This is a genomic window from Paenibacillus thiaminolyticus (genome assembly GCF_003591545.1).
GTDB classification, from domain to species: Bacteria; Bacillota; Bacilli; order Paenibacillales; family Paenibacillaceae; genus Paenibacillus_B; species Paenibacillus_B thiaminolyticus_A.
Genome location: NZ_QYZD01000045.1, coordinates 1 through 22,815, shown reverse-complemented (window position 1 = coordinate 22,815; position 22,815 = coordinate 1). Strand labels below are relative to the sequence as shown.

Sequence of the window (22,815 nt, the reverse complement as noted above, 5' to 3'; positions counted from 1 at the left end):
CACCATTCGCACCAACTTGTGCAATGCGTAAGAGAACGGATGAACAACATCATTGGGTACATAACAGCGAGGAATGACGAACGAAGCCTCCCGGGAGCGGGGGGCTTTTTCTGTTAAGCCACGCCAATGCAGACGGATCAGCCTGCTTTAGATTCACACTTTGCAAAGTGAAGCCAGTCGTAACAAGGCTGGGGTGTGAGAAATTCACGTTCTTCACATGATTGAAACACAAAATAACTATGCTTATTTCAAATCATCTCTACATCCATAATATACTTAGTTTGCTGCTTCAAAAAGAGGGAGCATTGGGGGAGTTCGTTAAGTTGAAAACTCTTTTAAATTTGATAAGAAAGGATAGCGATAGTTAATGAAGAAGATCATTCTCTACTCCATTCTTGCAATTTCGATGCTGGGAGTTCATGCGCAACCTGCGTCCGCACATTGGCATCCTGGATATTCTCATGATGCATCCATAGGATATCACAATCCAAACTGGATGAGCTTGATTCGAGATCATGCCAGATTAAGTGAGTTATCCATTCCAGGCACTCATGACAGCATGGCTTACCGAACTAATCAGCCTGCAACGGACCATGTGTATACTCAGTCTATGCCGCTCAACACACAATTAAATTCCGGGATTCGCTTTTTGGACATTCGTTGCCGTTATGTTGATGGTTCGTTTTCGCTGCATCATGGTTCCTACTATTTAGATGCCATGTTCGGAGACGTATTGAATGAGGTTACTGACTTTTTGAAGCGCAATCCGAGCGAAACGGTTCTGATGCGCATCAAACAAGAACACAGTTCTGTGCCCGACCGCGTGTTCAATGATACTCTTCAGAGATATATCGATAGCTATCCTGGCTTTTTTTGGGACAGCAAAAACGGATCGATAACCAACCCTACACTAGGAGAGATGAGAGGAAAAATCGTTATTCTCCGTAATGTCGCCGGCTCGAATATCGGTATCGATTATGCGCATCAATTCGATATCCAGGACAATTATACGGTCTCAACGAATTGGGATTTATACCAGAAATGGCTGGATGTAAAGAAACAATTGCAGAAGGCCAGCGAAAGTCACCAAAAAGGATCCCAAACCAAATTCATCAATTATTTAAGCGGCGGTAATATCGCGTATCCCTACTTTGTTGCAAGCGGGCACAGCAGCCCGGGAACATCGGCTCCCCGGCTTGCTACGGGACTGACTACTCCCGGATGGTCAGATTCCTATCCGGATTTCCCCAGAACGGATTGCTTCCTCGGGATATGCACCATTGCATTTGAAGGAACGAATGTGTTGACAACCGATTATATAGCCAATCACAATATGGAGTATACCGGCATTGTGGCAGCAGATTTTCCGGGAAAAGGATTGATTGAAAATATAATTCGGGCGAATAGGAGCCTATTTAAATAAGCCTATTTCCTCCCGTCTGTGAACATGTCACTTATGCGGCCTCCCGGCATCGGGGGGCTTTTTGGCGTTCATAGGTTGTTCATAGTTTTTTGCTACACTAATACGGCAATAAGACTTGCGGCAAGAACGGAACGCGGCAAAAAGCGAGCCGCACGGATGAGAAGGGAGATAGGAGAGGGAATTATGCGATCCAAATGGAAGCTGCTGCTGACAGCTGTCGTTGTCATCACGCTATGTATGGCAGGATATTATTGGTGGTACAAGCAGCCGAAGACAGATCAAACCGCCGTTCTGCCGTCAATGGCGAGAGTCGTGAAGGGAGATTTGGAGGTGACCGTAAGCGGCTCGGGTACGGTCTCGCCCAGCAATACCGCGGAGGTGAGGTCGGGAGACACGGGCAAGATTGATAAAATTTTGTACGATGTCGGCGACCGGGTCGAAAAAGGAGCGGTGCTTGCAACGTTCGAAAAAGAAGATCTGACGAACGAGATCGAGAAGCAGGAAATTCAGCTTCAAAAGAAGGAGCTGGAGTTCGAAAATCTGAAAACGAAGTATAAAGAAGCGGATGAGGAAGCGAGACCGTCCATCGCGGTCGAAATTGAAAACATGAAGCTGGATCTCGCCCTGGCGCAAAAGGAATTGGAGCAGAAGCGGGCCGATCAGGCCAAAGAAAAGGCAATCACGGCTCCGATCAGCGGCACCTTGACGGCGCTGAATATTAACGAAGGCTCGCAATTGAACCAAAGCGGCTCGATAGCGACAATTGTGGATTATACGAAGCTTCAGGCCGTGATTCAAGTCGATGAAATGGATATACCGAGCATCATGCTGAAGCAAAAGGCATCGTTGACATTCGACGCGCTGGCGGACACGTCGATCGAAGGAACAGTTAGCGCGATTGCCGATGAAGGCACGGCTTCCGGCGGGGTATCCGTATTCGATGTCACCATTCAATTATCGTCCAGCCAAGGGGTCAAAAGCGGGATGTCGGTCCAGGCCCAGATTGACGTGAACAGCAAGTCAGATGTACTGCTGGTGCCAATCGAAGCGGTTACCCAGCGCAACGGAAAGTCGTATGTCACGGTCTGGGCGGACCAAGCCGACGGTGCAGGTGACGAAGCGCCGCAGCAGGATCGGCCGGAACGGCAGCGCGAGTCGGGAACGGGGCAGAATCAAGCGGACGGAGCGGATAGCGCGAATAGATCGGCGCCTCCTGACGGAGATGCGGCCGCTCGGGCCGGCCGGGGCCAGGCGGGCGTTCCGAGTGCAGGCGCCGGCAAGTTAACCGAGGTGGAGACGGGGATTAATAATGAAAGCTATTTTGAAATCGTCAGCGGCCTGAAGGAAGGGGAGATGGTCATCTTGCCTACCGTGCGCGCATCCGCGAACAGCAACCAGCAATCCTCAGTCGGAGGAATGGGTGGTAGCGGCGGATTTCCTGTCGGCGGGACCCGCATACCTGACGGCGCCACCCGCATGCCTGGAGGGGGCGGCCGATGAGCAAGCAGGCGGTCATACATATCGAGAACATGTCCAAGGCCTACCGGATGGGCGGCGAAGAGATGCTGTCTCTGAACGAGGTTAACCTGACCGTCTATGCGGGTGAGATGTTGGCCATTATCGGGCCGTCCGGCTCCGGCAAATCGACGCTCATGAATATGATGGGCTGCCTCGATACGCCAACGAGCGGAACCTATTGGCTGGACGGCCAAGAGGTAAGCAAGTTATCCGGCAATCAACTCGCGGATATTCGCAACCAGAAGATCGGTTTTATTTTTCAGAGCTTTTACTTGCTGCCTGCGCTTACCGCGATGGAAAATGTGGAGCTTCCGCTTATTTACCGCGGCATGCCAGCCAAAAAAAGGCATGAATTGGCGGTGCAGGCGCTTACGCAGGTCGGGCTGGAGAGCAAGCTGAATTTTCTGCCGCGGCAGTTGTCCGGCGGTCAGCAGCAGCGGGTCGCGATCGCGAGAGCGTTGGTCGGAGAGCCGCCGGTCATCCTCGCGGACGAACCGACCGGGGCATTGGATACGAAGACGGGACTTGAGGTACTCGCCATCATGAAGGATCTGAACCGGAAAGGTCACACTATCGTCTTGATTACCCACGATCCGGATGTGGCCGAGGAAGCCGGAAGCGTCGTGCGCATACAGGATGGGCGCATTCAAGTCGTAAGGAGGTCCGCCCCGTGACATGGATGCAAGCATGGAAGATGGCCTGGCGCAGCATATTGTCGAACAAGATGCGCACGCTGCTGACGATGCTGGGCATCGTTATCGGAGTGGCCGCTGTCATTATTATGGTGTCGGTGGGAGAAGGCTCGGCCAAGCAAGTGCAATCCCAGGTGGCGAGTCTCGGGTCCAATCTGATCTCCGTCACGATAACGGGAAGGGGCGCAGTATCGTCGCTCACGCTGGAGGAGGCGCTGGCCTTCGAGGACATTGACGGCGTTGAGGCCGTCTCTCCGTTCATCAACGGCAGCGTTCAGGCGAAGGCGGGAACGAACAACACGAATCTGCAAGTAGAAGGCATTACGCCGGAATATGAAGCGGTCCGCGACTATCACGTGGAGAGCGGTCGCTTCATCCTCCCGATCGATGTTGAGCTCTATCAGCGGGTGGCCATTATCGGAGCGGACGCGGCGGGGACTTTGTTCCCGCAAGGAAATCCGCTCGGGCAGCAGCTATCGCTGAACGGAATCTCTTTCCGCATTGTTGGCGTCATGGCATCGAAAGGCAGCTCGCTGGGCGGAAACAATGACAACAAGATCTGGGTTCCGTTAACGAGAGGCGAGCGGCTGCTGCAGTCGAAAGGGATTCGGATGGTCTACGTCAAATTCGCGGACACGGAAAAGGCCGATTCGATTATGGCGGAGCTGGAGTCCCGGTTATCTAAAAAATTCCGCGGGTCCGACAACAGCTACAACGTGTATAATCAGGCTGATATGCTCGAAGCGCTCGGAAGCGTAACCCAGACGATGACGCTGTTGCTTGCGGGAATCGCGTCGATCTCCCTGCTCGTCGGCGGCATCGGCATCATGAATATTATGCTCGTGTCGGTAACGGAACGGACGCGCGAGATCGGCATCCGCAAGTCTCTGGGCGCGAAGAAGCGCGATATTATGCAGCAGTTCCTGCTGGAAGCCGTCACGATCAGCAGTATCAGCGGCGTGCTGGGCATCGCTGCTGGACTTGGCGGCGCGTATGCGGGCAGCAAGGCGATGGGCATTCCGTTCGCGGTCGCGCCTGACATGATGTGGCTGTCGTTCACTTTCTCCGCGGCGATCGGGATTGTGTTCGGCCTGTTCCCGGCGAACAAAGCCGCGAATTTGAAACCGGTCGACGCTCTGCGTTACGATTAAGAGGAGAACGGCCGTTCAGGCAGAGTCAGAGGAGGAATAGCAGTGCAGAAGTCACCGCATATTTTAATCGTTGAGGATGATGCGTATATTTCGGAATTGATTGCCCTCTATTTGGACAAGCACGGATATACGTACTCGATTGCGGAGGATGGAGCGGCAGCTGTGGAGTTGCTGGATGTGATGCCCCCTGATCTCGTGCTGCTCGATATTATGCTTCCGGAGCTCGACGGCTGGCAGGTATGCAAAGAAATCCGCGCTGAAGGAGATATTCCGATTATTATGGTCACCGGGAACGGGGAGAGCTATGACAAGCTGAAGGGATTTTCCAGCGGAGCGGATGACTATATTGTCAAGCCCTTCGATCCGAAGGAGCTTATCGCGCGCGTGCAAGCGGTCTTGCGGCGTACCAACCCTGCCTTGTTCAAGGCTTCGATTCAGTATCCGGAGCTACGCATCACGCCGCAGGATCAGAAGGTGTCCGTTCGTGACCAGGAAGTGGCCTTGGCTCCGAAGGAACTGGAGCTCCTTCAAGTGCTGGCGGGACATCCGAACAAGGTGTACACGCGTGAACAACTGCTGCGGCAAGTCTGGGGCGCCGATTATGAAGGCGATGTCCGCACGGTGGACGTGCATATTAAGCGGCTGCGGGAGAAGCTGGGCGAGTCCGCTTATTGGAGCATCGTGACCGTCTGGGGCATCGGCTACAAATTCGAGGCGGCGTCATGAGGCGGAGCGGATGGCGGCATGCGAACGGCTTATTCGTCAAGATTTTCGTGCTGCTTCTCATTATGCTGCTCGTCTCATATGGCTTGTTCGGCTTCATTACCGGATTTTTCTTCAAGGGCGATCTGATGAAAAGACAGCGCCTGGATGACCGCATGCAGCTGGACCGAATCGGACATTTCCTGACCGAGGTGAAGCAGAACGGCTGGAATGACGAGATGGTGATGGCTGGACTGGAGCTGACCGTACCGAGACATGTCCGCTCCTTGTACATTATTCATCAGGCGACCGGGAACGTCCGCTACAAGCTGGAAGCCGAGACAGGGCCCTATCGTCTGGATGAAGCCCGCATTCAAGAGGTTCTTGCCGGCATTGCCGACGGCCGGTATTTCGGCGAGGAGACATTCGGCCGGGGCAAGACGGTGCTCGTCGGGCAGACGCTGCGCGTCGACGGCGAGGGGGACTTCGTCCTGCTTACGGCCTCCAACCTGTTCCAGCGGGATGTCCGCATTTGGAACGAGCCGCTCTGGATCGGAATTGGAATTATGCTCTCGTGTGGGGCATTGTTCGCGCTCATGCTATCCACTCATCTGTCGCGAAGGGTGAAGAAGCTGGAAGCCGCCTCGCGCTCCATCGCCAAGGGACAGTTCCAGATCGAGATTCCGGTTCATTCCCGGGACGAGCTCGGGCGGTTGGCGCGGGCGCTTGAGCAGATGGCGCAAGACCTGGGGAGCCTGGATCGGATGCGTAAAGAATTCGTTGCCAATGTATCCCATGATATGCGCTCCCCATTAACGTCCATGAACGGGTATTTGGAAGCGATCTTGGACGGCACGATACCGCCCGAGCGGATGGCGAAATATATCCGGATCGTGCAGGAACAGAACAAGCGGCTCATCCGCCTCGTGAATGATCTGCTGGATATCGCCAAAATTGAAGCGGGACAGTTCCAGATCGCCCCGGTGACCTTCAATATGACAGAGAAGGTTCGACAGGTGCTGGCCCGGATGGATCCGCAGTTAAGCAAGCATGAAGTGGTGTTCGACCAAGCGGATGCCGATCATGATCTGTGGGTGCATGCCGACCCCGATCGGATCGAGCAGGTCGTGGTCAATCTGCTGCAAAATGCTATTGAGTACTCCCGGCCAGACACCCGGATAACGGTGAGGATCTCCAAGGCCGATGCAAAGCATGCGGTTGTCGGCATTTCCGATCAAGGCATCGGCATGGAGTCGGAAGACATCGGACGCATCTGGGAGCGGTTTTACAAGACGGACAAGGCGAGGACGAGGAAGAACGGCGCCGGCATCGGCCTATCCATCGTCAAAGCGATCCTCGATCAGCATCGGGCGCCGATCGAAGTGTACAGCATTCCGCAGCAAGGGACGACCTTCCTGTTCACGCTGCCGCTGACAGAGCTTGACCCTGAGCAGTCAAAGGGGCGGCAGCGATCCGAATGAACAATGAACAAGGCAGCCATGCATTCATGGCTGCCTTGTTCCCGTTTGTATGGTCTGTCCCCTGTTCGCTCTGCTTGAAGCTGTCTGAGCCGATTGTCCAAGCGGTCCTGCGGCGAGATTCAAGGTTCGGTGATGAATGACGAAGAGCGATTGAGCCGATAATGAGACCGATGACGGCAGGATGAGACAGCAGGTCGTGGCGAAGCAGAATTGAGGCAAGCTGCCGAACGATAGAGGAGGAATCGCCATGCAAGAACAGGCAACCACTGAAGTAGAGAGTTTGTATCATCAACTGATAGACGCATGGAACAGCCGAAGTGCTGCCGGGATGGCGGAGCTGTTCGCCGCGGACGGTGAGTTAATCGGCTTCGACGGCAGTCTGTCGAGCGGACCGGATGATATCCTTGGGCATCTGCAGCCCATCTTTGAGCATCACCCGACAGCTCCTTTTACGACCAGAGTAAAATATGTCCGCTTGCTTGAACCGAATACCGCCCTATTGCGGGCGATTGCCGGCATGGTGCCGCCCGGACAATCGGAGCTTAACCCGGATGTGAATACCCATCACACGCTGATTGCGGTTCGCACTGGAGGACCATGGCGAATTGAATTATTTCAGAATACGCCGGCCCAGTTCCACGGCCGTCCGGAGCTTGTCCGGCAAATGACGGAAGAACTGACAGAAGTTCTGAACCGTACATAATGGGGCATAACGACGGCAGAGTCACGCGGGCCCTGGCGTGAACTCTTGGTATCGCTACCGCCTGTATTTCAGCATTTCTACAATCCGCCGCTTGCCGTCTCCGTCATACTGTCCGCCATGAAAGCAAATGACCTGTTGAAAGTCATAGTCTAGCAGGGCGGCTAGTGATTGCCGCGCCAATTCGTAAGCGATGCAGTATCGCGGATCCTATTGTACGGTCGGATGAATCGTCACGGTGCGGCCCATCACGTTCGCGCTAATCGTGAGCATGCGAATTCCCCTCTTGCTGAGCGTCAAATGATATCCCCTCCAACCCAATGTTCACACACATCGTGCAGATGAATAGGCTCTTGTAAACGACAAAATATTTAATTCTATCGAAAAAAATAATATCTGTCAAGATGGAGTTGATAAATGGCGGCTGCCCATGCATATCGAATTTCCATCTTCGGATTTGGATAAGCTACATAGTAGTGAAGGAGAAGCGTGCCAGTGAGAAGACCTTCTTCTTGGGGTTACCATTTTAGGGCGCGTAGGACGATAATCGGAATTTTTGTTGCATTGTTTTCTTAGGAGGTGTCTGGATTTGACGGATGTAGTCGGGACGAGCCCGTATCGAAAGGAAGCGGCAGATAAAATTACGGGAAGGGCAAAATATGCCGGAGACTTTGCTGAGCCTGGCCTATTGCACGCTAAGCTGCTTGTCAGCAAGCATGCTCATGCTAGAATTCTGTCAGTCGATGCCTCTGAAGCATGGCAGCATGCCGGCGTTCGGGCTATTGTTACCGGTAAGGATGTTCCGGTGCTTGCCGGAGCCCATTTGGAGGATCGCCCGCTTCTGGCGAGAGACAATGTCCGATATTGCGGTGAACCGATCGCGATTGTTGTGGAGGACACCGAATACGAAGCGCAGGTGGCGTGTCAAGTCATCAAAGTAGATTATGAACTGCTGCCTGTCGTGAACACATTGAGTCAAGCTTTGACGGCCGATGCTCCTCTCGTTCATAGAGACATGTCGCAATATAGACAAGTAAAACCGGTTTATCCGGTTCTCAACACCAATATTGCGAACTGGACAAAAATACGCAAAGGGAATATGCAAGAGGGGTGGAGAGGCAGCGAGGTAACGGTGGAAGCAGAGTATTCATTCCCTCAATCGGATCATGCCGCGATGGAAACCCGTTGTTCGTACGCGGAAATATCGTCTGGAGGCACGGTAAGCATCACTTCGTCAAGTCAGGCGCCTTTTAACATTAAAAAGCTCATTCATCAGTTATTTCATGTGTGCCGATGCATAATATTAAAGTTCATGTTCCTTTAGTTGGAGGAGGGTTTGGGGGAAAAGCGGCTGTACAACTTGAACTGCTGGCTTATGCGGCTTCTAAAGCGGTTGGGGGAAGAAAAGTCAAGCTCGTCAACAGCCGGGAAGAGGATATGGGCACCTCCCCGGTTCATATCGGGTTGGAAGCTCGAGTCAAAATGGGATGCACCAGAACGGGGAAGTTTACAGCTTTGGAAGTTACGTTTCTGTTTGACGGCGGAGCGTACTCGGACGAGGCGGTAGATATGAGCAAGGTTGCCGCGCTGGATTGTACGGGCCCGTACAAGATCGATCATGTTTGGTGTGACTCCAAGTGTATTTACACGAACCATCCATATGCGACCTCATTTCGGGGGTACGCGCATGCAGAACTGACTTTTCCAATAGAGAGGACGATTGATCTGCTTGCCGCCAAGGTGAAGATGGATGCCATAGAATTTCGGATGAACAACGTCATTCAACCGGGGGACACGACACCAACAAAAACCAAATTGACAGCCAGCAATGTCGGCAACTTGCTTCAATGTTTGCAACGATTGAAAGAGATTACACAATGGGAACGGGGAAGCAGATTCGAGGAGAAGGACGGGAGAGTGCGGGCCAAGGGGGTGGCTTGCTTCTGGAAAACGTCCATCTCTCCGACGAACGCTTCTTCCGGAGCGGTGATCACATTTAACGAAGATGGATCCGTAAATTTGCTTTGCGGTGTTGTCGAGATTGGACAAGGAACCAAAACCGTCCTGGCACAAATTTTGGCCGAGAAATTGAAAATGTCGGTCGATAAAGTTCATGTCATGATGGAAGTCAATACGGAATCCAATCCGAAACATTGGAAGACAGTCGCAAGCTCCTCCGTTTATTTGGCCGGCAATGCGGTGATGCGGGCCGCGGATGATGCAATGCAACAATTGCGCAGCATCGCTTCCATCCCGCTTCGCTGCTCGGCGGATGATGTCGAGATCGCCAATGAAAAAGCCTTTGTGAAGCACGCTCCAACGCAATGGATATTGGTGAAGGACATTGCTCACGGATACCGGTATCCGAATGGAAATACGATCGGGGAGCAAGTTATTGGAAGAGGAAGCTTTGTGATGAAGCATTTAACCCATATCAACCCCGCAACAGGAGAGGGGACACCGGGACCCGAATGGACACTTGGAGCTCAAGCTGTGGAGGTGGAGTACGATAAAAAAACGTCCGCCTATACACTGTTAAAGGCTTACTCCGGAATCGACGCGGGGAAAGTGCTTAACCCGATGGCTGCGCATGGGCAAGTAATGGGGGCGATGTGCATGGGATAAGCTTTGCGAGCCGGGAAGAATTCCGGCATGATCCGACAGGCAGTTTGTTGAATAATCAATTCCGTTCGTATAAAGTTATGCGTTACGGCGAAAATCCGGAATATATCGTTGATTTCGTGGAGACTCCGAGAATGGATTCGCCTTATGGCGCACGCGGGCTTGGAGAGCAAGGACTGATCGGGATGCCTGCCGCTTTGGCAAATGCATTGTCTCTTGCATCCGGTATTCCATTGAATCAGCTTCCTTTAACTACGGAAAACATCTGGAAAGCAAAGGGAGGAATCATTCATTGATCCCTTTCGATTTTGAGTATTATAAACCTTGCACGATACAAGAGGCAATTGACCTGTACCACACATTACATGCCGACGGCAAGGAGCCTCTATATTTTTGCGGCGGATCTGAGATTATTACGATGGCGAGGTTGAATCAGCTCTATACTCAGGCCGTAATCGACATCAAAGATATTCCCGAATGCACTGTGCTGGAATCGAATGCTGAACAGATCCTGATCGGTGCGGCAATTCCTCTTGCCCTGCTGGAAGAGTGGAAGGAATTCCCTTTGTTAAGCTGGGTCTGCAATCGGATCGCAGATCACACGTCCCGCTATAAAATCACGCTGGGCGGCAATATCTGCGGATAAATCAAATATAGGGAAGCCGTCCTGCCCTTACTGCTCGCCGACTGCGAAATTACTGTAGTAAGCGAAGACGGTTTACGCAAGCTTCCTATTCATAAGATATTTAACAAACAAATGAATTTGAATACTGGCGAATTTGTCGTACAGGCTGCGATTCCAAAGCGATATGCGGAAATGCCCTATATTACAGAGAAGAGAACGAAGATTGATCGAATCGATTATCCGCTTCTTACGATGGCCGCTCTCAGTGACGGGGAGGCGATCCGCTTGTCTTTTAGCGGCTTATGCGAATTTCCTTTTCGCTCACAGGAGATTGAGAAGATAGTGAATGACAGCAATCTTCATGCCGAGGAGAGGGCGCGCCGCTCACTTAGCCAGCTTCCGGCTTCAGTTGTCGAAGATATTAATGGCTCCTCGGAATATCGCAAATTTGTATTCGAGACCCTGATTATTGATGTGATCAGAACGTTAGAAGGAGAACGTCCATGAACAATTGCTTCTCACTTACGTTGAATGTCAATGGGGAAGAAAGAAGTACGCTCGTAAGACCTGCTGAGACCTTATTGAACGTGCTCCGGGAAAATCTTGGCTTGACTGGCGCCAAGCCTGGCTGCGAAAACGGCGATTGCGGAACATGCACGATAATTGTGGATGGCTTGCCGATGAAATCATGCCTGTTGCTGTCTGTCGAAGCGGTTAACCGAGAGATTACTACCATTGAGGGACTGTGTGATGCCCCGATTCAACAAGCATTCATGAAGCATTGGGCATTTCAGTGTGGGTACTGCACACCGGGGTTCATAATGAATTGCCATGCTCTTATGATGAACAAACCTGAAGCAGACAATCTGACGGTGGAGAACTGGCTGCAGTCCAATATATGCCGGTGCACCGGATATCAGGAGATCAAGGAAGCTGTCCTTTCCGTGCTTGATACTGCGAACAAGGAAAACGCCTAAGGAGTATAGGAGATGGCGACAATTTATACGATTCTCGACAAGCTGCGGCGGGACGAGCAGCGCTGTGTGCTAGCAACCATTATCCAAGTGGAAGGCTCCGCTTATCGCAAAGAAGGAACCTCAATGCTGATTCAGGAAGATGGGACGCAGATCGGTTTGTTAAGCGGAGGATGTCTGGAACAAGATCTCGCAGTTCATGCCGAGGAAGCGCTGTCTACTGGGCGGTCGCTTACGGTCATGTACGACATGAGTGCGGAGGATGATTTGTCTTGGGGACAGGGAGCGGGATGCAACGGCCGTATTCATGTGCTCCTGGAGCCGGTTCATCCATGGATGCGGGACCAGCTGCTCCGGCTCCGATTATGCCTGGAACAAGGATTATCCGTGATCGTGATGAGGAAGCTGGGCAAAGACAACGGAACCGAACGGATCTGCTTTCAGGCAAGCACTGGGGAAATGTTCGGACATAGATCAGAGTGTGGGTTATCGCGAGGCGACATGAAGGCGCAGATTCTGCTGGAATGGGAGCGAAGCGGCCGCAGGCCGTTTATTTCAGCGGCAGGAGCGTATTATGTGCAGCGCTATAACCCGAAGCCGCGGTTGATTGTATTAGGAGCAGGGCCCGATGCCAAACCATTGGTGCGAACCGCTGGCCAATCCGGATTTGCCATTACCCTATGGGATTGGCGTGAATCCTTATGCAGCAAGGAACAGTTTCCTCAAGCTGATGAATGTATCGTCGGCCCACCTGCGTTAGTGGGTTCGGACCTGCACTTCAGACCATCTGATGCGGTTGTTTTGATGACCCATCATTTTCAGCATGATCGCGTGCTGCTTGAGGCCATGCTGCAAATGGACATCTTCTATCTGGGAATTCTTGCCCCCCCGAAGAAGGACAAGTCGACTGCTGGGCGGAACAAGTATCCCGGAGCATGTGCACTCTCCGATCGGTCTTCCCATAGGCGCTGACGGACCGGACGAAATCGCCATCAGCATTATGGCAGAAATTATCAGCAAACTCCGCTTGCGGCACAAAAAAGAAAGCGAGTGTCGATCATGAATCGAAGTGAACTGGCAGGCATCTATCTGGCAGCAGGGCAAAGCCGCCGGATGGGAGAGAATAAGCTTGCTTTACCGTTCGGCGCTCATTCATTGGGGGCGTTCGCGCTGGAAAAAGCCCTTCAATCGAATCTTGATCGGATTATTGTTGTTACTGATCGTAAAGAGATTCCATCATGGCTAGCAGAAGCCATTCTGCCTGTCACCCAATCCTCGAAATGCCGCTGCGTCGTCTGCCCGAACGCAACCGAAGGCATGTCACAGTCGATTCGTGCCGGCATCCGCGAAGCGCTGGCGCTTCATGCGAAGGCTGCAATGATCATGTTGGCCGATCAGCCTTTCATTACGAGCGACATGCTGAATAGCATCATCGATGTGTTTTATCGCTGCCGGAAGGCGCAGCCATACATCCGATATGCCGCATCAACCTTCCGGAATATAACCGGTCCGCCTGTTCTCTTTTCACACGATGCTTTTCCAGACCTTTTGCAGTTGGAAGGCGATACCGGCGCGAAGCAAATGTTGAAGCAAATGCCGGGAGTGTCGATTGAGTTCCGGGATGGGACACTATTTTATGATGTCGACACCAGAGCTCAATACGATGCGCTTCTTCCCTTCGCCTTGTCCCAGCCATGAGGCGAAGCGATTCTAGCAAGGTTGTCGTCAGAAGGAAAGTTATTCACCAATCTCTTTGCTTCGGATGGCTTTGATCTGCGCGCGATGCTGCGCAGTGGAGCCACGATCAAGAACTGGTGGCAACGATGCGCAAGGACCGTCAACTTGACAGAATGGCTTGCGGTCGATCATGAGATGTTGTTGGGGCGGATCGTTCGAGAGCTTGGATTGGAGCATGAGCGGGGGCGATCATGTCTCCTCTGGCCCGACTGAGCGAGAGGAAGATGATGACCGTCATCCCGGCGGTTGCGGCAGGGTGGCTCGATCTGATGGAGCGTGTATCCGCTCGGGACAGAGGGAGCATTTTCGGCGAACTGGCCGGACACCGATCCGACAGCGTCCGCTGCTGGGCCGCTTATGTGATCGGCCTGGATGCGTGGCTCTGCCTGAAGGACAAGCTGGCGGGCATCCGCCCGTTCGCTGCGGATTCCCACTTCGGCGCGCCTGGATCGAGGCCTCGGATACGAAGGCGACCAGAAGTATCACGAAGGGATGAAGCTGTATGCCTGCGACGTCTCCAGGCCGTTCGCATGTTCCGCTCGCGCCGATTCGCAGCATAAAAACGAGCCGACCGGCAAGCGCACCATCCCGGCTACGGGGCCGGACTCGGCTGTTGCTCCTCCGCAGATTCGTCCTGCGGAGTGTGGCGCCGGATGGCGTACAGCAGCTCCAAGGCGAAATACAATATTGCAGCAGGGAACACCCATTGCCAGTACGGTTCCGCCGCCCGATAGACGGAGACCAGGACGGGATGAATCCACCGCAAGCATAGGTAGGAGAGGAAGACCCAGCATACGGAATAAGACAGGCAAATATGGCCGTGAAGCTGCAGCGGCAGGTTCGAGTAGTCCCACCATTGGCGCCGGAAAAAGGTCTGTAACAGCCAGCCGCTCACATATTCCACGCAGGTGGGCACGAGGAAGCAGAGCAAGAGGACGACAGTCCAATGCGTCTCCGGCGCAGCAAAATAGACGACGAGCAGCGGCGCAAAGCCATACATCGGCTTGAATGGCCCCCATAGAAACCCATCCTTGAAAAAGACGCGCGTCGTAGCCAGACTATACATATTTTCCAACAACCAGCCCAACAACGAATAGACGGTAAAATAAAACACTGCGGCTGCCGCCCCATGCAGCAATGATGATTGCGGCACCATTTCCCCTGCCGGATGAAACATATCGCGAAACCACCTCTCATGATCGTTTTCTCTATGCTGTAGATTTCGCTCCATATGTTGGAATTATTCATGATCGAGTAAATAATGGCGGCGTACGGAAGGCAGCAGCGTCACGATCTGAATGGCGATTCCCCAGGCAACATACACAACATGAATTAGGGCGACATCTTGAATGAAATAGGTCTGCAGCGTGATCCAAATAATGAGCGCGAATCCGCAATAGAGGGAGAATGCCCATGACCAGTGCGTATCCTTGAACACGTTAAGCTTGCTTGGAACCTTCCAATGGGTTCTTTTGATTAAGACGTAGCAGATAAGCAGCGGACCGATGCCGAGCATGATGAGCAGAATGAGGCCCGGAATCAGAAAATTCGTGAAGGGCGAAGTGTTCAAAATCGAAATAGGCACGCCTAGCAAGTGGCCGCCTGGATCGAGGACAAGCGCTGCTCCTCCGAATAACGCTCCGATGCCAAGCAGCAAATGCAGGGCATAGAGCACGCAGCAAGCTGCGTTTTTCTGCTGGCGCGGACGGGTACACTTCGCTACGGGACCGGTTTGTTGCTCTTGAATCATCTTAACTACATCCTTCCTTTTTTACTGTTCAAGCCGAGTTGGGGTTGGGCAAATACATTGTATCCACAGTTAAGAAAAACAGATGTGAGGGGAATGATCTCCACTGGCCGAAATGGTGACAAACTTGGCACAGATGAGAGAAAGATAATCCATCACATCCTCAACTTGTGATAAGAAAGCAGTAACTAGCCCGGAGACAGCTGGATGGGAAATGCTGTATACTGGGGACGTTATACAAGGAGGGAAAGACGTTCATGAGCTATAAATATGCGCTAGATCGATATATTGAAGCGACCAATACTCATGATTTCTCGAATGTCAGTACATGGGTCGGCAGCAACGCGGTATACTGGTTCTCGGACAAGACATGCACCACGCAGGAAGAAATCCAGCGTTATTTTGAGAACGCATGGGACATCGTGAAGGAGGAGAAATATTCGGTTACGGATGTGGTCTGGATCGCGGAGGATGAGAATTCGGCCGCTTGTATTTATACGTTTGGGAAGGGTTCATCGATGGCCGGCATGCTTCCGGCAAAGGACGCGGGACGAACGTCTTGGTGAGGCCCGGCGACGGGTGGAAAATCGTTCACGAGCATGTAGGAGCTATAGCCATGAAGGGAAGCCACATTGTTCAATAAGGTGCAGTGTGGCTGATTTGTGTTACTCCGGCTGGAGGGCGACTCCTTCTCTCTGGCCTGCGGAGTTGATGTATCATGCTGTTAATACTAGCTGCCCAGGTGGTTCGATACGTGACAAGATTGAACTTGCAGGTGTATCAGAAAGTCATTATCGTGTTCGAGGCCTTGGTCATTCCGATGACGGCGATAACGATCGCCGTCAATATGAATGCGGTATCTTATCTGGAGGACAAGCTTCTGGGATCGACCCGAGGCAAGGTCAACTATTACCGCGACCAGTTGAACAACCAGATTACGTTCATTAGCAACCAAGGGCGGCTGAAGGCGATTAAGGAAGGGCTGTACGGGCGCTGTGTCTATCACTGCGACAACAATGTCGTCGACCATCAGGTAGTGAGCATGGATTTCCACAATGGAGTGACGGCCGTCTTCACGATTTCCGCTTTCACGAAGGAATGCTCACGGACGATCAAGCTGATGGGGACGGAAGGCGAGAATTCGCGGCGCGATGGAAAAGAACGAAATCTAGCTCATCCGCTTTGACCGAAATGAGCCGGAGCTGATCTCCCTGGAGGTGCCTGGCGGCCATGCCGGGCATGGGGGAGGCGACGAAGGCTTGATGCGCGATTTCATTCGCCTCGTGGCCAACGGCGGCACGGCACAAGGAATTACGTCCGCCGATATTTCCGTACAGAGCCACATGATGGCCTTTGCGGCAGAACAGGCGAGAGTCACCGGCAAGGTTGTTCATATACCTGCGTACCTGGAGCGATTCGCCTCCGCTACAATCTAAATTTATGCTGCTGTATATGTTTGTACAGCCAGCCCGTATCGCGCCGATTGCGAACGGGCTTCTTTGATTATGAGATGGGGAATTCGGGGTAAACGAACGAAAACGCTACTATGTCCCATATTCTTATAAGCAATCTCCCCAAGACTCAGAATGGCGCTAACTGTATGGAGTAGCGCAGTAAATGGGGTAACCCCCCAGTGCGCAGGAAGACGGTAAAGAAGAAGTGTGAGTACCTGAATAGTTGGGATATTGGTGAAAAGAGCCAAAAGGGTAGTGCTGACCGATTGGGATAATGCCACAAAGAGTGGAGGAAGTCTGGATTTGACAGGCTGGTAAGAGGAGGAAGTGCGAATGAATGGGGAACCTGACCAGTTGGGAGAGTGAAGCTCAGGGTTCCGCGGACCATGGACGAGCTGGAGCAGGTTGCCGACGCGCTCGTCGTGTGCTAGTCGCAATTGCTCAGAAATCTGCCTCTGGACGTAGAGGGCGATGTTAGCCGTCGAATCCCCAAGAATACTGATTATTTGCAGTATCTACATGGTTCCGTTCGATTTCGTGAACATACTTTTCGGATAGGTAATTACTTGACTAATGAGGAAAAAGGAGGTAAAAATATAACAAGGCCAACGTTGGTAATAAACAGCAACAAACCTATTAAAAACGTCATTTGAGATAATACGGAAGTGAGGGAAGCAACTTTATTTATGAAAAGAAAAGGATAAAGGAAAGATAATTTTTTCAGATCAGGGGAAGGATCCGCTCTCCCACAATTAGCAATTGCAGTACATGACCTTCCGGACTCTATGCTTCGATCTTGCTCTCCAAGCTATGGAGGAAGCCAGTGCATAACACTGGAAGGCTGCGAAAGGCATGACGGTAATTTTCCACCTTCCTAGGGGCGACCTGACGGTAGAGTTTTATACCAGAACTAGCAATTCGGCTAGCAGTAGCAAAGCGTGGCGGCACGCTGGAACGACTTCGGCGAGAGCCAGTGCAGGTACTTATTCTTGATTAGTGGGGGCTATGTGGCTGTAGACAAGAACGGCTCACAGCTCTTATTCTGCTCTATTGCCGATAGTGGCAATGAAAAAATACCCCGGATGCTGGGGGAAAATCTTCGATTTTTTTTTGGAATTATGCTTGACGAAATTCAGAGTAGAGCAATAGTCCTAAGAACCAGACACAGAATATATAAAGGAGTCATGAAAATTGATTGAGAATGCGATCAAATTGTTCCCTTTAACTCATGCGCAGCAAAGAATATGGTATACGGAACTGCTATATCCGAATACAACGACATGTATGCTCTCCGGTACAATTACGATAAGAGGGAATATAAGTCGGGCACTTTTGGAGCAAGCCATCCAGTTAGTCATTCAACAAAACGAAGCTTTTCGAATAAAAATTACGCAGAAGAACAGCGAACCAATGCAATATGTCGATCCCTATGTACATAAAGCAATCGAGTTTTTGGATTTCTCCGAATACGATGAATCGCATGTAGAGGAATGGCTGAAGCTTCATAACAGAAAGCCAATAAAGCTGCTTCATTCGGACTTATATCAGTTTGTTATATTAAAAATTAACGATGAGGAATACCGATACAGCTTCAAAGTGCATCACATCGTATCTGATGGCATATCCATAAATCTCGCTATTAATCAGATAACCGAAAATTATGTAAAGCTGACAGAAGGAACTTTATCCGCGGGGGATGAAAAACAGCCTTACACCGATTACATTGACACGGAACAGGACTATGAGAAGTCAGAGCGCTACCAAAAGGATAAAGCGTATTGGTTGGAGAAGTTCCAGTCTCTCCCTGAGATAACAGGCATGAAGTCCTATAATCCTCTGGTGACAAGTACAGCTGCAAAAAGAAAAAGCCTCACAATTAGCAGTGCTCTCTATCACAAATTAATGGCATTTTCTCGGGAAAATAAAATCAGTGTATTTGTTTTCTTTTTATCCGCTATGTATATTTACCTCCATAAAGCGAGCAACCAGAATGACATAACGATTGGGAGCGTTTATGCAAACCGAACAACGAGGAAAGAAAAAGATACGATGGGCATGTACGCCAGTACAGTAGCAGGGCGGATGTCCGTTGAACCGGAACTGGAGCTGCTTTCATTTCTTCAAAGGGTAGCCAAAGAACAGAATACGATTCTGCGACATCAAAAATATCCCTATAATCAGTTAATTCAAGATCTGAGGGAGAAGCATAACGACAAAGATATTCAACGGCTGTTCGGTATTGCAGTGGAATATCAAGCTATAAGTTTTCTCGATTTTGATAACTTTAGTGTACGACTTAAAGTTGAGTTTGGCGGACATGAAGGGAATGATTGCGTACTTCATATTAAAGAAATGGCGAATGAGCAGCAACTCGTGCTTGATGTGCATTATCGCACGCACATATTTGAAGAAAATGAAGTACAGCAAATGCTGCAGCAGATCCTAACGATTGCCGAACATATGATTCATCGTCCATTTGAAAAAATAGTTGAGGTCTCTCTGATTAGTGAGGAAGAGAAAAATACGATACTAAACGTATTTAATGACACTTCGACAGACTATCCGCGAGACAAGACGATTCATCAGTTGGTTGAGGAACAGGCGGAGCGTACGCCGGATCAAGCGGCTGTCGTCTACGAGGGAAGCGAACTGACGTACCGCGAGTTGAACGCAAAAGCAAATCGATTGGCGCGAACGTTACGAGCCGAAGGGGTACGGCCGGATCAGCCTGTCGGCCTCCTGGCCGAGCGTTCGCTGGAGATGATCGTGGGCATGCTGGCGATCATGAAAGCGGGAGGCGCTTATGTGCCGATGGACCCGGAATATCCGGAGGAACGGATTGGTTATATGCTTGAGGATTCGGGAGCGAAGCTGTTATTGACGCAGAGCTATTTGCAGAAGTGTGAATCCTTTGACGGCAAACGCTTGATGCTGGATGACGAACGAATGTACAGGGAAGCCGGATCGAACTTGGAGCCGGGTGCCGGGCCGGATCATCTGGCCTACGTGATCTATACGTCGGGAACGACGGGCAAACCGAAAGGGGTGATGGTCGAGCATCGCGGCCTCTGTAATCTGAAGCCCTTGTTTGAGGACACGCTGCACATTGGAGAACAGGACCACGTTGTCCAATTCGCCAGCTTGTCCTTTGATGCGTCGTGCTGGGAGATATTCAAGGCGTTATTTACAGGCGCGACGTTATATATTCCGACAAAAGAGACGATTTTGGATCCAAGGTTATTTGAAAACTATATGAGCCGTCACCGCATTACGGCTGCTCTTTTACCGCCGACCTACGCGGCATCCTTAACTCCGGGCAACTTGCCGAGCTTGAAAAAGCTGATCACGGGGGGCTCCGCCAGCTCCGTGGATTTGGTTCAGCAGTGGCAGGACCAGGTGTTGTATATTAACGCCTATGGTCCGACCGAGGACTCGATTGTGACCACGATATGGCCAGCAACGACTGTCGCTCCGTCCGGAAATGCTGTCGCCACGGCCGGGATGCTGGTGCCTATCGGCCGTCCGATCCCGAATCATCGGGTGTATATTTTGGATGCGAACGATCAATTGCTGCCGGTCGGTATCGCCGGGGAACTTTGCATTTCCGGCGCGGGTCTGGCCCGCGGCTACTTGAATCGTCCGGAGCTGACCGAGGAGAGGTTCGTGGACAACCCGTTCGAACCGGGCGCGCGGATGTACCGGACGGGGGATCTGGCCAAGTGGCTTCCGGACGGGAATATCGCGTATCTGGGCCGAATCGACCATCAGGTGAAGATTCGGGGTTACCGGATCGAGCTGGGCGAGGTGGAGGCGCAGCTGTTGAAGACGGCTTCGGTTCAGGAAGCGATCGCGATCGCCCGGGAGGACGGAGACGGACAGCCGTATTTATGTGCCTATATCGTAGCGGACAAAGAAATGACGGCTGGCGAGCTGAGAAGCGCGTTATCTCAAGAGTTGCCGGGCTACATGGTGCCTTCCTGCTTTGTGCAGCTGGAGCACATGCCGCTGACACCCAACGGAAAAATCGACCGTAAAGCCCTGCCGGCACCTGACGGAAGCATGCACACCGGAGCCGGATACGTGGCTCCGCGTACCGCGGTGGAAGCGCAGCTCGCGCAAATCTGGCAGGAGGTGCTTGGACTTCCGCGCATTGGCGTGAAGGACCACTTCTTTGACATCGGCGGACATTCGTTGCGGGCAACGACTTTGGTGGCCAAGCTGCACAAAGAGATGGGGATCGAGATACCACTGAGGGAGGTCTTCCAATACCCGACGATTGAGCAAATGGCGGAAGTGATCACGGGCAAGGAACACCATGCCGCGTATAGGTCTATCCCGCTCACGGAGGAGAGCGCCTATTACCCCCTCTCCTCCGCGCAAAAACGATTGTACATTTTGAGCCAGCTGGAAGGCGGAGAGCTGAGCTACAATATGCCGGGCGTCCTGGGGATGGAAGGAGCGCTGGATCGGGAGCGGCTGGAGGAAGCGTTCCGCCAACTGATTCGTCGTCACGAGGCGTTGCGGACCGGCTTTGAACTGGTCGGCGGTGAAGCGGTGCAGCGGGTGCATCGGGACGTCGAATTTGCGGTGGAGCATGTACGGGTAAATGAAGAGGAAGCGAACGCTCACCTTCGGGAGTTCATGCGCCCGTTTGATCTGCGTCAGGCGCCGCTCTTGCGAGCGAGACTCCTCGAACTGCAGCCGGATCGCCATCTGTTGCTCTTTGATATGCACCATATCATCTCGGACGGAGCTTCCCTGGGCCTGTTCCTTCGGGAGTTTGCGCAGTTGTATGAGGGAGCGGAACTGCCGCCGCTTCGCATTCAGTACAAGGATTATGCGGCATGGCAGCAGGGAGAAATGCAGCGTGAACGGATGAGCAAGCAGGAAGCGTATTGGCTGGAGGTGTTCGGCGGTGAAATTCCGGTCCTCGATCTGCCCGCGGACTATGCCCGGCCGGGGGTCAGAAGCTTTACAGGAAGCACGTTTCGTTTTGTCATCGACCAGCAGAGAAGTGAGAAAGTAAGGCAGCTTGCCCTGCAAACCGGAACGACGCTGTACATGGTCTTGCTTGCGGCCTATACCACCTTGCTGTCCAAGTACAGCGGGCAGGACGATATTATTGTGGGAACGCCAATTGCGGGAAGAACGCATGCGGACCTGGAGCCGCTTCTGGGGATGTTCGTGAACACGCTGGCGATGCGCAATACGCCGTCTGGGGAGAAGACGTTCCAGGAGTACATGCAGGAAGTCAAGGAAAATACGCTGAGCGCTTACGAGAACCAAGACTATCCGTTTGAAGAATTGGTCAGCAAGCTGGATGTGGCAAGAGAGGTGAGCCGCAATCCGCTCTTTGATACGATGTTTGTTCTGCAAAACATAGAGCAAAGCGGAGTGAGCCTCGAAGGGCTGACCTGTAAGCTTTATCCGAACGAACATCACATCGCCAAGTTTGACCTGACCTTCAGCTTGACCGAAGGAGCCGAAGGAATCGCAGGCACCATCGAGTACGCCCGCTCGCTATACAAGGAGGAAACGATCGAGCGGATGGCCGGGCACTTCAAACAGGTGCTCGACACCATTCTAAGTGACCCGCACAGGAAACTGTCGTCGATCGAGATCATCAGCCCGGAGGAGAAAGCGCAGATTGTGGAGACCTTCAATGATACGGCGGCAGACTATCCGCGAGACAAGACGATTCATCAGTTGGTTGAGGAACAGGCGGAGCGTACGCCGGATCAAGCGGCTGTCGTCTACGAGGGAAGCGAACTGACGTACCGCGAGTTGAACGCAAAAGCAAATCGATTGGCGCGAACGTTACGAGCCGAAGGGGTACGGCCGGATCAGCCTGTCGGCCTCCTGGCCGAGCGTTCGCTGGAGATGATCGTGGGCATGCTGGCGATCATGAAAGCGGGAGGCGCTTATGTGCCGATGGACCCGGAATATCCGGAGGAACGGATTGGTTATATGCTTGAGGATTCGGGAGCGA

General features: G+C 52.2%; 19 protein-coding genes and 2 pseudogenes. 19 read left to right on the top strand and 2 right to left on the bottom strand.

Annotated elements, in window-relative coordinates; genetic code table 11:
• The first annotated feature begins 367 nt into the window (after positions 1 to 367).
• The 15 genes and pseudogenes from DQX05_RS27280 (at position 368) to DQX05_RS27205 (ending at position 14,185) form a co-directional block, all read left to right on the top strand.
• A complete protein-coding gene (locus DQX05_RS27280; protein ID WP_119796437.1) occupies positions 368 to 1,423 on the top strand; it encodes a phosphatidylinositol-specific phospholipase C in 1,056 nt (351 codons plus the stop codon).
• Positions 1,424 to 1,606: 183 nt separating this feature from the next.
• On the top strand, positions 1,607 to 2,923 hold the full coding sequence (locus DQX05_RS27275; RefSeq protein WP_259392258.1) for an efflux RND transporter periplasmic adaptor subunit: 1,317 nt from the start codon (positions 1,607 to 1,609) through the stop codon (positions 2,921 to 2,923).
• A complete protein-coding gene (locus DQX05_RS27270; RefSeq protein WP_119796436.1) occupies positions 2,920 to 3,615 on the top strand; it encodes an ABC transporter ATP-binding protein in 696 nt (231 codons plus the stop codon). The genes DQX05_RS27275 and DQX05_RS27270 overlap by 4 nt, the downstream gene beginning before the upstream one ends.
• Entirely contained in the window at positions 3,612 to 4,784 is a 1,173-nt protein-coding gene (locus tag DQX05_RS27265; protein WP_119796435.1) for an ABC transporter permease, read from the top strand. Before DQX05_RS27270 ends, DQX05_RS27265 begins: the two co-directional genes overlap by 4 nt.
• Positions 4,785 to 4,826: 42 nt before the next feature.
• Positions 4,827 to 5,510, top strand: coding sequence for a response regulator transcription factor (locus DQX05_RS27260; RefSeq protein ID WP_182914930.1), 684 nt, complete (start codon positions 4,827 to 4,829; stop codon positions 5,508 to 5,510).
• Positions 5,507 to 6,967 (top strand): sensor histidine kinase, encoded by a 1,461-nt coding sequence (locus DQX05_RS27255; protein WP_119796433.1) that lies wholly within the window; start codon positions 5,507 to 5,509, stop codon positions 6,965 to 6,967. Before DQX05_RS27260 ends, DQX05_RS27255 begins: the two co-directional genes overlap by 4 nt.
• 247 nt (positions 6,968 to 7,214) lie before the next feature.
• Positions 7,215 to 7,670: an SgcJ/EcaC family oxidoreductase gene (locus DQX05_RS27250; RefSeq protein ID WP_119796432.1), complete on the top strand. Its 456-nt coding sequence runs from the start codon at positions 7,215 to 7,217 to the stop codon at positions 7,668 to 7,670.
• 586 nt (positions 7,671 to 8,256) lie between these two features.
• A pseudogene (locus tag DQX05_RS27240) lies at positions 8,257 to 10,585 on the top strand (xanthine dehydrogenase family protein molybdopterin-binding subunit).
• Positions 10,582 to 10,935 (top strand): FAD binding domain-containing protein, encoded by a 354-nt coding sequence (locus tag DQX05_RS31510; RefSeq protein WP_220483287.1) that lies wholly within the window; start codon positions 10,582 to 10,584, stop codon positions 10,933 to 10,935. The pseudogene DQX05_RS27240 and the gene DQX05_RS31510 overlap by 4 nt, the downstream one beginning before the upstream one ends.
• Positions 10,936 to 11,199: 264 nt before the next feature.
• A complete protein-coding gene (locus DQX05_RS31505; RefSeq protein WP_220483286.1) occupies positions 11,200 to 11,421 on the top strand; it encodes a hypothetical protein in 222 nt (73 codons plus the stop codon).
• On the top strand, positions 11,418 to 11,891 hold the full coding sequence (locus DQX05_RS27230) for a (2Fe-2S)-binding protein (RefSeq protein ID WP_119796431.1): 474 nt from the start codon (positions 11,418 to 11,420) through the stop codon (positions 11,889 to 11,891). Before DQX05_RS31505 ends, DQX05_RS27230 begins: the two co-directional genes overlap by 4 nt.
• Positions 11,892 to 11,903: 12 nt before the next feature.
• Positions 11,904 to 12,860 (top strand): XdhC family protein, encoded by a 957-nt coding sequence (locus tag DQX05_RS27225; protein WP_119796430.1) that lies wholly within the window; start codon positions 11,904 to 11,906, stop codon positions 12,858 to 12,860.
• Positions 12,826 to 12,951, top strand: a complete 126-nt coding sequence (locus DQX05_RS33335; protein ID WP_182914929.1) for an XdhC family protein — start codon at positions 12,826 to 12,828, stop codon at positions 12,949 to 12,951. The genes DQX05_RS27225 and DQX05_RS33335 overlap by 35 nt, the downstream gene beginning before the upstream one ends.
• Positions 12,948 to 13,586, top strand: coding sequence for a nucleotidyltransferase family protein (locus tag DQX05_RS27215; RefSeq protein ID WP_119796428.1), 639 nt, complete (start codon positions 12,948 to 12,950; stop codon positions 13,584 to 13,586). The genes DQX05_RS33335 and DQX05_RS27215 overlap by 4 nt, the downstream gene beginning before the upstream one ends.
• 230 nt (positions 13,587 to 13,816) lie before the next feature.
• Positions 13,817 to 14,185, top strand: coding sequence for a hypothetical protein (locus tag DQX05_RS27205; RefSeq protein ID WP_147385236.1), 369 nt, complete (start codon positions 13,817 to 13,819; stop codon positions 14,183 to 14,185).
• A 32-nt stretch (positions 14,186 to 14,217) separates the two neighbouring features.
• On the opposite strand, the gene DQX05_RS27200 is transcribed toward DQX05_RS27205, so the two are convergent.
• Entirely contained in the window at positions 14,218 to 14,802 is a 585-nt protein-coding gene (locus DQX05_RS27200; RefSeq protein WP_119796425.1) for a putative ABC transporter permease, read from the bottom strand.
• Positions 14,803 to 14,865: 63 nt separating this feature from the next.
• Positions 14,866 to 15,375: a hypothetical protein gene (locus DQX05_RS27195; RefSeq protein WP_259392257.1), complete on the bottom strand. Its 510-nt coding sequence runs from the start codon at positions 15,373 to 15,375 to the stop codon at positions 14,866 to 14,868.
• A 254-nt stretch (positions 15,376 to 15,629) separates the two neighbouring features.
• On the opposite strand from DQX05_RS27195, the pseudogene DQX05_RS27190 reads away from it, so the two are divergent.
• The 4 genes and pseudogenes from DQX05_RS27190 to DQX05_RS27175 form a co-directional block, all read left to right on the top strand.
• A pseudogene (locus DQX05_RS27190) lies at positions 15,630 to 16,015 on the top strand (YybH family protein).
• Positions 16,016 to 16,126: 111 nt separating this feature from the next.
• Positions 16,127 to 16,558, top strand: a complete 432-nt coding sequence (locus DQX05_RS31180; RefSeq protein ID WP_182914928.1) for a hypothetical protein — start codon at positions 16,127 to 16,129, stop codon at positions 16,556 to 16,558.
• Between the two features lie 73 nt (positions 16,559 to 16,631).
• The gene (locus DQX05_RS31175) at positions 16,632 to 16,808 is read left to right on the top strand and encodes a hypothetical protein (protein ID WP_182914927.1); all 177 of its coding nucleotides are present in this window, start codon (positions 16,632 to 16,634) and stop codon (positions 16,806 to 16,808) included.
• Positions 16,809 to 18,017: 1,209 nt separating this feature from the next.
• Positions 18,018 to 22,815, top strand: a 4,798-nt coding sequence (locus DQX05_RS27175) for a non-ribosomal peptide synthetase (protein WP_119796423.1), incomplete at its 3' end; no start/stop codon positions are given.

What these genes read in the sequence shown, in the direction of transcription:
- DQX05_RS27280 (WP_119796437.1), top strand. Translation starts at nt 368, where the DNA reads ATGAAGAAGATCATTCTCTACTCCATTCTTGCAATTTCGATGCTGGGA.
- DQX05_RS27275 (WP_259392258.1), top strand. Translation starts at nt 1,607, where the DNA reads ATGCGATCCAAATGGAAGCTGCTGCTGACAGCTGTCGTTGTCATCACG.
- DQX05_RS27270 (WP_119796436.1), top strand. Translation starts at nt 2,920, where the DNA reads ATGAGCAAGCAGGCGGTCATACATATCGAGAACATGTCCAAGGCCTAC.
- DQX05_RS27255 (WP_119796433.1), top strand. Translation starts at nt 5,507, where the DNA reads ATGAGGCGGAGCGGATGGCGGCATGCGAACGGCTTATTCGTCAAGATT.
- DQX05_RS27250 (WP_119796432.1), top strand. Translation starts at nt 7,215, where the DNA reads ATGCAAGAACAGGCAACCACTGAAGTAGAGAGTTTGTATCATCAACTG.
- DQX05_RS27230 (WP_119796431.1), top strand. Translation starts at nt 11,418, where the DNA reads ATGAACAATTGCTTCTCACTTACGTTGAATGTCAATGGGGAAGAAAGA.
- DQX05_RS27225 (WP_119796430.1), top strand. Translation starts at nt 11,904, where the DNA reads ATGGCGACAATTTATACGATTCTCGACAAGCTGCGGCGGGACGAGCAG.
- DQX05_RS27215 (WP_119796428.1), top strand. Translation starts at nt 12,948, where the DNA reads ATGAATCGAAGTGAACTGGCAGGCATCTATCTGGCAGCAGGGCAAAGC.
- DQX05_RS27205 (WP_147385236.1), top strand. Translation starts at nt 13,817, where the DNA reads ATGTCTCCTCTGGCCCGACTGAGCGAGAGGAAGATGATGACCGTCATC.
- DQX05_RS27200 (WP_119796425.1), bottom strand. Translation starts at nt 14,802, where the DNA reads ATGTTTCATCCGGCAGGGGAAATGGTGCCGCAATCATCATTGCTGCAT.
- DQX05_RS27195 (WP_259392257.1), bottom strand. Translation starts at nt 15,375, where the DNA reads ATGATTCAAGAGCAACAAACCGGTCCCGTAGCGAAGTGTACCCGTCCG.